11 protein-coding genes are annotated in these 12,993 nt (G+C 54.0%); 3 read left to right on the top strand and 8 right to left on the bottom strand.

Annotated features, from left to right (window positions below):
* Nucleotides 1–55 precede the first annotated feature (55 nt).
* Both FHS18_RS04390 and FHS18_RS04385 read right to left on the bottom strand, forming a co-directional pair.
* On the bottom strand, nt 56–934 hold the full coding sequence (locus tag FHS18_RS04390; protein ID WP_183597444.1) for a carbohydrate ABC transporter permease: 879 nt from the start codon (nt 932–934) through the stop codon (nt 56–58).
* 15 nt (nt 935–949) lie between these two features.
* Entirely contained in the window at nt 950–1,834 is an 885-nt protein-coding gene (locus tag FHS18_RS04385) for an ABC transporter permease (protein WP_246427462.1), read from the bottom strand.
* A 220-nt stretch (nt 1,835–2,054) separates the two neighbouring features.
* Between FHS18_RS04385 and FHS18_RS04380 the strand changes: the two genes are divergently transcribed.
* Together FHS18_RS04380 and FHS18_RS04375 are read left to right on the top strand one after the other, a co-directional pair.
* A complete protein-coding gene (locus FHS18_RS04380; protein ID WP_183597442.1) occupies nt 2,055–3,764 on the top strand; it encodes a sensor histidine kinase in 1,710 nt (569 codons plus the stop codon).
* Between the two features lie 42 nt (nt 3,765–3,806).
* Nucleotides 3,807–5,447, top strand: coding sequence for a response regulator (locus FHS18_RS04375; RefSeq protein ID WP_183597440.1), 1,641 nt, complete (start codon nt 3,807–3,809; stop codon nt 5,445–5,447).
* 51 nt (nt 5,448–5,498) lie between these two features.
* On the opposite strand, the gene FHS18_RS04370 is transcribed toward FHS18_RS04375, so the two are convergent.
* From FHS18_RS04370 to FHS18_RS04345, 6 genes are all read right to left on the bottom strand, one after another.
* Complete coding sequence (locus FHS18_RS04370; protein WP_183598638.1) at nt 5,499–7,175, bottom strand: extracellular solute-binding protein; 1,677 nt, start codon at nt 7,173–7,175, stop codon at nt 5,499–5,501.
* Between the two features lie 265 nt (nt 7,176–7,440).
* A complete protein-coding gene (gene bglS / locus FHS18_RS04365) occupies nt 7,441–8,154 on the bottom strand; it encodes a beta-glucanase (RefSeq protein WP_183597438.1) in 714 nt (237 codons plus the stop codon).
* A 241-nt stretch (nt 8,155–8,395) separates the two neighbouring features.
* Nucleotides 8,396–8,968, bottom strand: a complete 573-nt coding sequence (locus tag FHS18_RS04360; RefSeq protein WP_183597436.1) for a maltose acetyltransferase domain-containing protein — start codon at nt 8,966–8,968, stop codon at nt 8,396–8,398.
* A gap of 35 nt (nt 8,969–9,003) precedes the next feature.
* The gene (locus FHS18_RS04355; protein WP_183597434.1) at nt 9,004–10,239 is read right to left on the bottom strand and encodes an MFS transporter; all 1,236 of its coding nucleotides are present in this window, start codon (nt 10,237–10,239) and stop codon (nt 9,004–9,006) included.
* Between the two features lie 12 nt (nt 10,240–10,251).
* Nucleotides 10,252–11,277, bottom strand: a complete 1,026-nt coding sequence (locus tag FHS18_RS04350) for an ROK family transcriptional regulator (protein WP_183597432.1) — start codon at nt 11,275–11,277, stop codon at nt 10,252–10,254.
* A gap of 173 nt (nt 11,278–11,450) precedes the next feature.
* A complete protein-coding gene (locus FHS18_RS04345) occupies nt 11,451–12,215 on the bottom strand; it encodes an SDR family NAD(P)-dependent oxidoreductase (protein WP_183597429.1) in 765 nt (254 codons plus the stop codon).
* A 147-nt stretch (nt 12,216–12,362) separates the two neighbouring features.
* Here FHS18_RS04345 and FHS18_RS04340 point away from each other — a divergent pair, with 147 nt between their 5' ends.
* Nucleotides 12,363–12,989, top strand: a complete 627-nt coding sequence (locus FHS18_RS04340) for a TetR/AcrR family transcriptional regulator (protein ID WP_183597427.1) — start codon at nt 12,363–12,365, stop codon at nt 12,987–12,989.
* Nucleotides 12,990–12,993 lie beyond the last annotated feature (4 nt).

Here is a 12,993-nt window from a genome sequence, read left to right as displayed (position 1 = left end):
CTGCTTATTCGCGAGGGAGGGCCGCTGCTGCCGGCCCTCGTCCTGACTTGCATGCCTACTCCTTCACGGCTCCGATGACCATCCCCTTCACGAAGAAGCGCTGCAGGAAAGGGTACACGAGTAGAATCGGCAATGCGCCGATGAAGATCTGCGCCGCCCGCACCGTCCGCTGCGAGATATTCTCGAGCAACTTCGGATCGACGTTAATCTTCGTAAAATCCTGCTGCACGATAATCGTCTGAAGCAGCGAGGCAAGCGGATAATTGCGAACGTCCGACATATAGATCATGCCGTCGAACCAAGCGTTCCACTGGTAAACCATCGTGAACAAGGACAACGTCGCGATAGCCGGCATGGACAGCGGAATGAAGACGAGGATGAGCGTTTTCAATTGACCCGCGCCATCGAGAAAAGCGGCCTCTTCGAGTTCTTTGGGCAGTCCCCGGAAGAAATTCATCATCAGAATAATGTTCCAGACGGATACGGCTCCCGGCAGGATGAGCGCCCAGATCGTGTTCATCAGCCCCAGCTTCTGCACCAGAATATAGCTTGGGATCAGTCCCCCGCTGAACAAGATCGTGAAGACGAAGAACCAGGTGTAGATCGAACGCCCTTTGAAGCTGTTCTCCTCCTTCGCGAGCGGGAATGCCGTCAACATGACGAGCGCCATGCCGACCACGGTGGCGATGACCGTCCGCTGGGCCGACACCCACAAGGAATTCAAGAAGTTCGTATTGCCGAACGTTTTCTCATACGCATCCGTCGTGAATCCCATCGGCCAGAAACCGACCAGATTGGACGAAGCCGGTGCCATGCTGCTGAAGGAGACGGCCAAGATGTGAATGATCGGCAGAATGCACAGGAGCGACAACATGCCCAAGAAAAGATAGTTCCAGATGCTGAAAATTTTGTAGCCTACTGTTTTGTGGTACAAGCGTAAATCCTCCTCTTAAAACACGCGATAGTTGGCGAGCCGATAAGCTAGCCAGTATGAAGCTACGATCAACACCGTTCCTACTACGGATTTGAACAAGCCGACCGTCGTGGCGAAGCTCATCTTGCCGTTCAGGATGCCCAGGCGGTAGACGAAGGTATCGATGATGTCGCCCTTCTCGTACACCAGCGGGTTATACAGATTGAACACCTGATCGAACCCGGCGTTCAGAATGTTCCCGATCGAGAGCGTAAGCAGCACGATCGCAATCGGCATCAGCGCAGGCAGCGTAATGTGCAGCGTCTGCTTCAGCCGGTTCGCGCCGTCCACCTCGGCCGCTTCGTAGAGCGCCGGATTAATGCCGGCCAGGGAAGCGAGGAACACGATGGTGCCGAACCCGAACTCTTTCCATACATCGCTGACGATTAGCGTAATGCGGAACCAGTCCCCGTCGCCGAGGAAGAAGATCGGCTGTCCGCCCAGCGCTACGACAAGCCGGTTGACCATGCCCCCATCCGGAGACAGAATGTCGAGCAGAATGCCGCCCAGAATGACCCACGATAGAAAATGCGGCAGGTAGACGAGCGTTTGGGTGACCCGTTTGAACGCCATGGAACGCACCTCGTTCAGCAGCACCGCGAACAAGAACGGCGCTATAAGCCCTGCCGCAATTTTGAAGAACGCGATGATCAGCGTATTCCAGATGACCTGGTCCACGCCCGGATATTTGAACAGGAATCGGAAGTTATCCAGGCCCACCCACTTGGAGCCGGTTAAGCCCAGCCAAGGTTTGAAATCCTGGAAGGCAATGACAAGTCCGCCCATCGGAAGATATTGAAAAATAAGGGTCAGCAGCACGGCCGGGACGAGCATCATATGCAGCGGCCAGTTCCGTTTCATGTTCCATTTCCCCTTGGCAGCAACCCCCTGCACCCTCGGGCTTCCTGCTCTTATTGCCATATCTTTCACGTTTGCACCCTCCATGTTCTGACAAATATTTTACTTTGCTAGGCCCGCCAGACCTTGTAATATAACGATTATAGCAACGGCGATGTGGGTTCTATATCCTAATATTGCAACAACAGTATTGATATTTTAACTAGATGAAGGAGGGGCCGATTTGCTGTCGCGCTTCAATGTTTTCACCAAAATTACGCTCCTGATCCTGCTGCTGCTCATCCCGGTCATCTCCCTCTACACCTATTCCAACCGGGAAAGCGTGAACGTTATCGAAAGCGAGATTCAGCGCAGCACGACCAATCGGCTCTCTTTCTTCGCCTCGCAGGTCGAAGCGACAATTTATCAGCTGGCGCTGTACGGCGTATCGATCGGACAAGACTCGAGCATCCAGGAATATCAGCGTCCCGATTATGCCGGCATGCCGTATGAACGCGTGAAGCTGAGCGTGGCCATTCTGGAGAAAATGAATCTATACAATGCCGCGAGCAAGTGGCATTCTGAGATAACGCTCTATTTTCCCCGCGTGCGGGAAGTACTCTCGACCGATTATTACTCCAGGCTCGAATACGACGAGACGGAGTTCGAAGCCCCGTTCCCGCAGGCATGGAGCTATGACGGGGACAGCTTCACCTGGCATGCGACCGAGCCGGTCTCGGCCATGAGCAATCCCAAGTCCGCGCGTCTCATTACGAAAATCAGTTTCCCGACCAATCATCTGACGGCGCTGCTCGATCAGAACAAAGTCAATAACAGCGGAGATCCGTTCTTATTCAGTCCGGAGCATGGGACGATCCGCAATAGCTCGGCGAACGAGTCGCTCGTCGGCCAATTGTCGGAGCAATTGAAAGCGCCCACACTCGCGCAGACCGGCGGGTTCCGTACCAAGTTGAACGATACGGAATATTACGTTTCCTACATCCAATCGAACGCTCTGGGCTGGTATTATGTCGATTTCGTGCCGATGCAGCAAATTCTAAGCCCCATTACAAGCAGCCGGAATCTGTTCTACATGTCGATCACCTTCCTGCTTGTCATGAGCTTCGCCGTCGTGTTCGCCTTGTACCGCAGCGTCCAGCTCCCGCTCCTGCAGCTGGTGCGAGGCACCAAGCGCTTGTCCGCCGGAGACTTCTCCGTGAGACTCGACCACTCGGAGCGCGGGGAATTCAGCGTGCTGTTCGGGCGGTTCAATATTATGGCGCAGCGAATCCAAGAGCTGATCGAGAACGTCTACGAAGAGCAGCTCCGCCGGCGCGAAGCGACGCTTAAGCAGCTGCAATCGCAGATTAATCCTCACTTCCTGTACAATTGCCTGTTCTATATCAAGAACATGGCGCGCATGAAGAACGAAGAGGCCGTGGTTGCCATGTCCTTGAACCTCGGGGAATACTACAGGTACATCACGAGATCCGAGAACGACCTGGCTACCGTCCGCGAAGAAGTCCGCATGGTGACCAACTACTTGAAGATCCAATCGCTGCGGCTGGAACGGATGCGCTTCACCATCGATATGCCCGATGAGCTGCTATCGGTCACGGTCCCGAGACTGACGCTGCAGCCGATAATCGAGAACGCCATCATTCACGGACTCGAGCCCCAGGCAGAAGACGGCGAGATCAGCGTCCGCGGACAGCTTATAGACGGCGTATACACCATTACGGTGGAAGATAGCGGAGTGGGCATGTCGGACGATGCGCTGGAGCGGTTGCAGCGCAACCTGACTAAGCCGCTCGATGGAGATATGGGCTGCGGTACCTGGAACGTCCATCAGCGCATGACCTTCCTCTTCGGCGAAGACGCGGGACTTCGCTATTCGCATGCCGAGTCCGGCGGCATCAGAGTGACGTTGACCTGGAGACGTGAAACTAATTAATGCTTCTATTCGACAAATCTTAATAAGCAGGAGGACTATACGATGCTGCAACTCTTGTTGGTGGATGATGAACGATCGGTCGTCGAGACGCTGGCCGAGACAATTCCTTGGGCGGATTGCGGGGTTGGCACTGTCCATGAAGCATTGTCCGGCGCGATGGCGCTAGATGTGTTGGAGAATAACGCGATCGATATCGTCATTACGGACATTCGCATGCCCGGCATGTCCGGCCTCGAGCTCATTGCCGCGATCCAGAGCCGATGGCCGCATATTAGAACGATTCTCCTATCGGGCTATGCAGACTTCGAATACGCCAAGCAGGCGATTACTCAGCAAACGTTCGATTATTTGCTCAAGCCGGTCAGCGACGAGGATTTAATCGATTCCGTATCGCGCGTCGTCGGCCAGATTAAGGCCAAATGGGAGGAAGCCGCCTCGTATCATAAGGCGCTGTATGCGCTCAGCGAAAATTTGCCGTTACTCCGTTCGTCCCTGTTAAGCGAGCTGCTGACAGGCAAAACCTATCTCGAAGAGGCGCTTGTGGACAAGCTGCAACTACTCGAGCTCCCCTATGCCGCCGGAGATGAGACGGGTATGCTGCTAATTCGGATGGAAGAGCGTTTCGCCGAGCTTCCGGGGCAGGATCTGTCGCTGATGGAGTATGCAATCTGCAATATCGTCAACGAAGTGATGCAGGACAACTTTTATATTTGGCCTACGCGGGACGACCATGATTACATCGTCATTCTGGTCAAGGTGAAGGAGATGGCCAGCAGAATGCCTCGTGCGGGCATTGCCCCTTCCCGGACGCTTCTGGAACGTTATGCCGCCCAGATCCAGCTCCATGTCCAGAATTATCTCAAAGGCGGGATTTCGATTCTCGTCGGCGGCTGGGGGATGTTTCCCGCTCAAATTCGCGAAACCTATGCCCATGCCGTCATGTCCATGCGCAAGAAGATGGGCCAAGGCCAGGGTTTATTCGTTACGACCGCACAGGAAGCGGATATTAGGCAGGACGACGTCCATACCATATGGTCGCTGTACGAGCCGCCAACGCTGCTCAGCCTATTGGAGGCAGGTCGCTTCGATGACATAGAGCGCAAGATACGCACCATTTTCGAGGAGCTCCAATCCGACAAGGATGTATCGGAACAGCTGACCGAAGCTTATCATGTACTCGCTGGCGCCTTCGCCTATATTATTCATAAGAACGGCAAGCAGCTGCAGACGGTGCTCGCCGAGGATACGCTCCGTTATTTTCAGGCGCCCTCCTATACGACGGCGTCCCAACTGCACGATTGGGCGATCCGGACGTTAGGCCAAATTCGCAGCGATACGGAGCAGGAATTGAAGGACAGCCACAGCGCCATCGTTCGCGGCGTGCGCAGCTTCGTGGACCGTCACTTGGCTCAGGACGTCTCTCTGCCGGCTATCGCCGATTATGTCCATCTCCACCCCGTCTATCTGTCCAAGGTGTACAAAGCCGAGACGGGCGAAGCGCTGACCGAATACGTGTACCGGCTTCGGATGGAGAAGGCGGCATTCTATCTGCGTACGACCGCAGCCAAAGTATTGGAGGTCGCCGAGATGGTCGGCTACAACAACACCGCCTATTTCATCCGCGTGTTCAAGAAGTTCTACGATCTTACGCCTCAGGAGTACCGTGACCGCTTGCAGCAATAAGCAATGAACAACAACAAACGGCCGTGCAGATGATCTGCACAGCCGTTTGTTTTACTTCTGCCCGCCGCTTACGGACTGGTACCATTCATTCACTTCTTGCGTAATCTGCTCGCCGCCGGACGACTTCCACTTCTCGACGAACGAATCGAACGAATCAATCGACGCTTTGCCATAAATAATCTGGGAGAATGTATCCTTCTCCATCTTTGCCAGAATGTCGTTATTCATCTGCATCGTCGCCGTCGGCGCGCCGGTAAACATCTGCTGCATCACGATATCCTTCTGCTCCAGCACGATCTTCGCGGCATCGAGCATCGATTGCGGCGTGCTGAGCTTCAGCTTCTTCTCGAACGGCGTCTTCGCTTCCTCTCCGCCCGCCAGCTTCGCGAGCGTCTCCATGTTAAGGCTCGGGATGCGCGCTCCATCGAACGTAATCGTGTACTTCTCCGGCGCATAGCCGCCGGTATGCGCTGCGTCGGTCGTCGGCTTGCCGTCTACCATCACCCAGTCATAGCCCTCGGCAAGACCGTTCTCGAATTCGCCTCCTACCGGCGGGTTCGCAAACTGCTCGAACAAATAGTTCTGATACGCGAAGAACGCTTCAGGATGCTCCATGTCCTTATTAATCAGGACAACGCCATTCGCGTTGGATGTCCCGTGCCGCCCTGCTTGACCATCCGGTCCCATAGGAATCGGATAGGCTTTGTACTGCGCGTCCTTGTTGTTCTTCTTCACGTCCTCAAGCGGCCAAGCCGGCATCCAATGCGGTCCGACGACAATGCCTGCCTTGCCGGCCGTGAAGTCTTCCGCCGCCTTCGTCTCGTCGTACAGGCCCGCTTCCGTCGGCAGGTAGCCTTTGCCCATCCAGCTTTGCAGCGTGGCCAGCGCCTGCTTGGCGCCAGGGGTAACGGAACCGTATTCCAGCTTGCCGTCCTCGGTCAAATTCCATTGGTTCGACATCGTGCCGAACGCGCCGAAGATCCAGCCAGCGTCGGACATCCAGGTGTTGATCCAATTTTTGAAGCCGATCGCAAGGCCATACGTATCGTTCTTGCCGTTGCCGTCCGGATCCTTGTTCGTGAACGCTTCCATGACTTTCTCCAGATCGTCGAGCGTCTTCGGCGCGGTCAAGCCCAGTTTCTGCATCCAATCTTCGCGAATCCACATGACCGGATCGCCATTGTACGCGTAATCCAGAATTGGAATGCCGATCCGCTTGCCGTCCGCCATGTACGGATACCAGACTGTCGGATCCTCGTTCATCGCGTCCTTCCATACGTCGCCGGCATATTGATCGAACAGTTCGCCGGCATCGATGAATTTCCCGGAGTCGATCAGCTCGCGGACGAGATTGAAGTCCCCCCGGTACGAGATAATATCCGGCATCTTCTCGTTCGTCGCCAGCGACAGACGGAGCTTCGTCTCGAACGCATTGTTGGTCGATGGCGAGATCCATTGGTTCTTCAGATCGATGCCCAGTTTATCATGCGCCCACTTCACGTGAACGTTATCGTCCTGGGTCTCTCCGGTCTTGAACTTCACGTCAGGTCCCCAAGGGCGAAGATAGGTGATCGTAATTGGCGGATCATATTTGCCGTCCTTGAGACCGCTCCCCGTTTCGGCACTTCCGGCAGCCGTATCCGCCGGTTTCGTATTCGTTTGCTCAGGCTCATTATTGCCGCAACCGCTTGCAATCGCGCTCAGCGATACGATACCGGTCAGCAGCATTGCGGATAACCGCGTTTTGTTACGTCTAGTCAACGCTCTTTCCCCCAATTCCAAAGTAGGTTTACACAGCTTATAGTAAAAGAACCTGCGGATAAGCGCCTATACTAAGATTGCAACATCTATTGCATTTCTGAAGGATGTTGCATATTGAATACAATTCTTGCAATAGTGCCATCTTCCTCTAGCCGGCTGTCGAATACGCCAAAAAGGCAGTCCTGGACGGACCGCCTTCCCTTCCTCATGCCATGTCAGATCGCTCAAACGATTAGTTGCTCGTATACTTCACCCAATCGTATTCGGCATACAGCGGATTGGCGCCATTATAAGCACCGAGCCAGCTGTCCACGCCTGTTCCGTTCCATATGTTCATCATAATCTTGCCGGGGTTGCTCGGTATATTGGCCGTTGCCGTATGCTTCAGCACGCCATCGACATACCACTTAATAGAGCCCGGCTGCCAATCGAACGCATACGTGTGGAACCCTTTAGACGCATCGAAGCCCAGATCAACGACCTTCTCATGTCCGCCTACGCCATTGGTAAAATAATTGAATTGCACCTTGGTCGTATCCTTGCCGAGAAACTCGATATCGATCTCATCCCACGGCGTGCCGTCCGACGGACCCGTGTATGTGAAGAACGACGAGACGATGCCGGTATTCTTAGCCGGTTTCATGCTCACTTCATAGAGACCATAGCCATACTTGTGCGTCGATCGGTACTCGCCGCAGTCGAACACATTGTAGGCCGAGCTCGTGAGGCCTAGCTTTAGTTTGCCGTCGCTTGTGAAGCTGACGTTATTCGCGCGCCACGTGCAGTTGAACATGCCGCCGTTCGAATAGCCGTCCGCTTTCTGCCAGGTCGCGGGGTTAAAGTAGGTAAGCGGTTCCCAGAATACCGATGCGCCGTTCGCATTCGTAACGAGCACGATCGAAAGTATGGCCGTCATGATCATGGTGAGCAGTGTTTTCTTCTTCATCATTCCACCTCCGTTGAACTATGCCTCTGAATGAAAAAGCTTGGCTTTGTGGTTTGGCGATACGCTCCTTTCCTATAAATATAAAGCGTTTTCATTTCCGGCAATTTCATTGTATCGCTGCGCAGCCGCCGCCCTCTATACTAACCTTTCAAGATGGCATTGCACTTTCGCAAGGTGGGAGGAGAAAAATAAAACCATCAGCTTTGGACTTCAATCCAAACGGCCGATGGCTTTGTTTTTCCTAATGACGGTTATCGATTTCCTTAATCACCTTCGCCGGCGATCCGCCCACGACCGTATTCGCCGGTACGTCTTTGGTCACGACAGCGCCGGAAGCGATCACCGCATTATCGCCGATCGTCACGCCCGGGTTGATGATCGCCCGGCCGCCGATCCATACGTTATTCCCGATCGTAACCGGCTTGCCGAATTCGGCTCCGGATATTCTCTCCTGCGCGTTCAGCGGGTGGGTCGCCGTATAGATATGCACGCCTGGGGCCAGGAAACAGTTGTCCCCGATCCGGATCTCGCAGACGTCCAGAAACACGCAGTCGAAGTTCGCATAGAAGTTCTCGCCGACATAGATGTTATACCCGTAATCGCAACGGAAGGTCGGCTCCACGTAATAATTTTGACCTGTTGAACCGAACAACTCCCGCAGAAGCGTGAGTCTCGATTCATGTTCCGTCTCCAGCGACTGATTGAACAAACGGGTGAGCCGGCGGGCGTTCAGACGCTCTTGGACCAACACCGGATCACCGGCTTGATACAGTTCGCCTCTTAACATTTTTTCTTTTTCGGTTAACGTGTGCATGGAATCTTCCTTTCTTAAGCGAATGAACGTTGTTCTTACAAACTGATGCCATCGGATTTCCGCGAATGACGGCTTAGCATATGATTGACTTTCTCAGCGCTCATCATCATGAGAATCGTAAAACCAAGGACGATCAACGGAAAAAGGGATATGTTGAACTTCGTGGCCAGCAACCCGAAGATCGGCGGCAAGAAGGTCGATCCCGTATAAGCGACGGCCATCTGGTAGCCCATAAGCTTGGCGGAGTTGTCGCGTCCGAAACGCGCCGGGGTCTCATGAAGAAGACCCGGGTAAATCGGAGCAAGCCCGAGCCCGATCAGAATAAGCCCTGCCAAATAAAGCGACGGAAGCGGAAGCAATAGCATGAGCCCGCCAACAACGGCCGTTATCTGACCGCACCGGATCAGCATGCGATTGTGTACCTTCAGCGTAATGAAACCGGTGATCAGTCGTCCCGCCGTTATTCCGCCGTAGTATAACGAGATCCATCCCGCGGCGGCCTCGGCCGTCATTTCCCTCGCGCCGACCAGATAGCTCGCTCCCCATAGACCTACCGTGGATTCGACCCCGCAATAGAACAGGAAAGCGATCAGCGTAGGTTTAACGCCTCTGATCCGGAGTACGTTGGATTTGGCGCTGCCGGTATCAGGTCGTTGAATATCGACAGTTTCGGTCTGTTCCTGCTGAAGGGGTGGGTGGAGACGCTCGGCCTCCCTCAACGCAGCGATCCGTTTCCATAAAGGCAGCGTAAGCAGCAAAACGAACGAGAGCGCGAACTGGATCATTGAAACCGTGGAATACCCATCTCGCCACGAATTGTGTTCCGCCATGTAAAAAGACATAATGATCGGTCCCATCGTTGCCCCAACGCCCCAGAAACAGTGCAGCCAGTTCATATGATGAGCCTTGTAATTCTCGGCGACATAGTGATTGAGCGCCGCATCGATGGCCCCGCCGCCAAGCCCCAGCGGAATCGCCAAGAAGACGATCCAGACCACGGACGGCGCCACCGAAAATCCGAGCAGCGCGGCCGCAGTCAGGCAGCAGCTGATCAGCGTAATGCGTCCCGTCCCCAGACGCGCAACCAGACTCCCGCTAGCCAGACTCGATACGATCGTTCCCCCCGCCATAACCATGGAGAGAACGCCTGCGAAGCCGAATGAGGCCCCAATATCCGGGCCCATGACCGGCCATGCCGATCCAAGCAGAGAATCCGGGATGCCCAAGCTAATAAAGGCCAGATAAATAATGGCCAAAAACATCGTTACCATTTCGCTGCCTCCCTAACAACTCTCCGTAATCATCAGATTCAGTGCCAACTGCTGCAAGCCGCTCAAGTAATCCTCTCGCCAATTGCTCTTCAGCAGCATGGGCAAATGCTCTTGCGGGATATAGAGCGAGCTTCGATCCGCGATTCTGGCCAAAATAGCTTCGTCGACTTCATCATCGCAGAAGATGACGGCCTTCGGGTTAATGATAGCCGTCAGTGTGGCAATTAGCCGGGCCACGGCGTCAATCTGCCGGTCATCGGCGACTACAATCCGGCGATCCGGCTCTCCCATCTGCAGCGCTTGTATGAAATTGTGCTGATCGTACTGGGGAACGAACGAAATCTCGCCCGAGAAGAACGTGCTGCCTCGCAAGACATCGCCGTTGATCATAATGCCGGAACCCGGTCCATTCTGCCCGAAATATAGATAGACGAGCGATTCGTTCTCGATCTCGAAGTTCGACGCATAGCCGAGCACCGAGGCATTCATATCGTTCTCCACCGCGACCGGGATATGGAACCGCGCTTCGAATTCTTCCTTCAGATCATAATCCAGATACTGCTGATAAGGCGGGATGAAGATGATCTTCCCGTTGTTGACGGCGCCGGGTACCCCGATCGCGATCGACCGCAGCCGCGGGTATTTCTCGATCATAGTCTCGATCAGATCTGCCAACAGTTCCCTGTCTTGCTGCAAGACGCTAGGCTTGGCGCCCTGCTCTTTGACCTCGCCGATGCAGTTAAAGATGGAATAATTGGTCTCGTTCTTCTCGATGAAGATAGCAAGGCCCAGCATATATTCAGGATCGTACTGATACCGTCTTGCCCTCCGGCCGCCGCTGGAATCATCGTCGCCCGTGTAACGGATTTCGCCGTCCTGCTCCATCTGGGCAATGAATTTGCTGATCGTCGGGAAGCTGATCCCCAGCCGCTGGCTGAGCTCCGCCTTGGTCGCGCTGCCCATCATGATGAGCCCCGCGCGGATGCGGTATAATAAGGAATCCTTCATCTCTTTGGACGTTATCGTTGTATTCGCCATGGCGATCATCGCCTTTCTTCAAGAAAGTGGCCGGACTTATTAAATCAATTTAATAAGTCTAGATCATCTTAACAGAAGACCCCGACGCGGGCAATCCAAGAATATCGTGCTGAACATGCAAAAAAAGCGCTTGGGCTATAAACCCAAACGCTTCTTGCTGTGTTAAGGCACGCTTATCGCGATGTCCATGCGCCGTCAACGGTGATGACGTCGCCATTGATAAACTTCGACTCGTCCGATGCCAGGAATAGCGCCGTATTCGCGATATCTTCCGCTTCGCCGCCATTGAACGGCCCAAGGTCGCCGAACGTGAGGGCGCCAAGCGGATCAAGCGTGCCCAGATTGGCCGTCATGCCGGTCGCGATGGAGCCTGGCGCGATGACGTTCGCACGGATTTTCCCGTTGTCGCGGCCGTAGAAGGCTGCGATATTTTTAGTCAGGCCGATAACCGCATGCTTGGACATCGTATACGCCGCGCCGCCGCGCGCGCCAAGGTAACCTGCGACGGAAGCGACGTTCACAATTGTGCCGCCGGTTGCTTGCTCATTGAACACCTTAATCGCGGAACGGCAAGCATAGAACTGTCCGTTCAGATTGACGCCCATTACGCGCTCGAACAGTTCGTTCGACGTGTTCTCTACGGAAGCCATCGCGTCGAAAATACCTGCGATATTCGCTAGGACGTCGAACTGACCATACTCGTTAAGCGCTTTCTGAATCATGGCGTCGACGTCTGCCTCTTTGGATACGTCCGTCTTGATCGCAACGGCCGTGCCGCCTGCCGCTTGAATCTGTGCCAGCGTATCGTTCATCGCCGCTTCGTTGAATTCCGCGAGGACAACTTTGGCGCCTTCTTGCGCATACAGAATCGCCGTCGCGCGGCCCATGCCCGAGCCCGCTCCGGTAACAATCGCTACTTTCCCTTGCAATCTTGCCATCTATTATCCCTGCTTTCGATAGGTATATTGTCGTAAATCATTGTAAGATTAGCCATCCCGGATTTGAATATGCAATAATGAGGAGACTGTATAATACTTTACAAATGTTCGGAATCTGTCCGTTAAAAGTGTCAAAGGAGATTAGGTATGACGGTTCAATATCCAGATCGCAGAGTCAGAAAGACCAAAGAAATATTGAAATCCTCTCTACTATCCTTGCTGCAAGAGAAGAGCATTCAACAAATTAGCATTACCGAGCTCGTGGGCCTCGCCGATTGCACGAGAGGAACCTTCTACACGCATTACGAGCAGAAGGAAGACCTGCTGGACGAATGGATTCAAGAGGTGTTCGAGAAGATGACCGAGGCTTACCGGAAGCCTTATGCCGGCTTATCGGTCGTCGATTTCAACGAGCTGCCGGGAGCTTCGATCGTATTATTCGATCATTTCATCGAGTACCGGACCTTCTATACGACCATGCTGAATCCGCGCACCGGCTATAACTTCCGCGAGAAGCTGACCAGACGGATGGACCGGCTGTTCCGTCAAGAGTTCGACTTCGTCGTGACGGGGCTGGACGCGCAGATCGATACCAAGTTGTTCGGCACCTATCGCATCCACGGCATTATCGGCTTGATCCTGGAATGGATCGAGAACGGATTCGAAGAGTCCACGGCCTATATGGGCGAGCAGCTTATCCAAATTCTAAGATTCAACAACCCGCAAATTTATATTAAGCAGCATTCGGACGCCATGAAGCGACGCCAGAACTAATCCA

The organism is Paenibacillus phyllosphaerae (genome assembly GCF_014192105.1).
Taxonomy (GTDB): Bacteria; Bacillota; Bacilli; order Paenibacillales; family Paenibacillaceae; genus Paenibacillus_Z; species Paenibacillus_Z phyllosphaerae.
The sequence above is the reverse complement of the archived record's forward strand: the minus strand, read 5'-3'. Positions and strand labels throughout refer to the sequence as shown.

What these genes read in the sequence shown, in the direction of transcription:
- FHS18_RS04385 (WP_246427462.1), bottom strand. Translation starts at nt 1,834, where the DNA reads ATGAAACGGAACTGGCCGCTGCATATGATGCTCGTCCCGGCCGTGCTG.
- FHS18_RS04375 (WP_183597440.1), top strand. Translation starts at nt 3,807, where the DNA reads ATGCTGCAACTCTTGTTGGTGGATGATGAACGATCGGTCGTCGAGACG.
- FHS18_RS04370 (WP_183598638.1), bottom strand. Translation starts at nt 7,175, where the DNA reads ATGCTGCTGACCGGTATCGTATCGCTGAGCGCGATTGCAAGCGGTTGC.
- bglS (WP_183597438.1), bottom strand. Translation starts at nt 8,154, where the DNA reads ATGAAGAAGAAAACACTGCTCACCATGATCATGACGGCCATACTTTCG.
- FHS18_RS04360 (WP_183597436.1), bottom strand. Translation starts at nt 8,968, where the DNA reads ATGCACACGTTAACCGAAAAAGAAAAAATGTTAAGAGGCGAACTGTAT.
- FHS18_RS04355 (WP_183597434.1), bottom strand. Translation starts at nt 10,239, where the DNA reads ATGGTAACGATGTTTTTGGCCATTATTTATCTGGCCTTTATTAGCTTG.
- FHS18_RS04350 (WP_183597432.1), bottom strand. Translation starts at nt 11,277, where the DNA reads ATGGCGAATACAACGATAACGTCCAAAGAGATGAAGGATTCCTTATTA.
- FHS18_RS04345 (WP_183597429.1), bottom strand. Translation starts at nt 12,215, where the DNA reads ATGGCAAGATTGCAAGGGAAAGTAGCGATTGTTACCGGAGCGGGCTCG.
- FHS18_RS04340 (WP_183597427.1), top strand. Translation starts at nt 12,363, where the DNA reads ATGACGGTTCAATATCCAGATCGCAGAGTCAGAAAGACCAAAGAAATA.